The organism is Photobacterium sp. R1, from assembly GCF_054600795.1.
In genome coordinates this window covers 1-267 of record NZ_BAAHZP010000600.1, presented here as the reverse complement: position 1 = coordinate 267, position 267 = coordinate 1, and the positions used below count along the sequence as shown (strand labels likewise).

The following is a 267-nucleotide window of genomic DNA, read 5'->3' as shown; positions in this document are numbered from 1 at the left end:
ATCCGGTTGAGCCCAATCAGGTGCTGTGCGTGCTGCATGGTCCGTCGCGCATTCTGCTGACCGGCGAGCGCAATGCAATGAATTTCATCCAGACCTTATCCGGCTGCGCCACCCAGGTGGCCCGTTACGCCGACCTGCTGGATGGCACCTCAACCCGTTTGCTCGATACCCGCAAGACTATACCTGGCCTGCGTAATGCGCTGAAATATGCCGTGGCTTGTGGCGGTGGCTATAATCATCGCATCGGTGTATTTGATGCCTATCTGA

1 protein-coding gene is annotated in these 267 nt (G+C 56.9%); it reads left to right on the top strand.

Annotated elements, in window-relative coordinates:
- Positions 1-267, top strand: a 267-nt coding sequence (locus tag ACYP03_RS26450; RefSeq protein WP_459782733.1) for a nicotinate-nucleotide diphosphorylase, incomplete at both ends; no start/stop codon positions are given.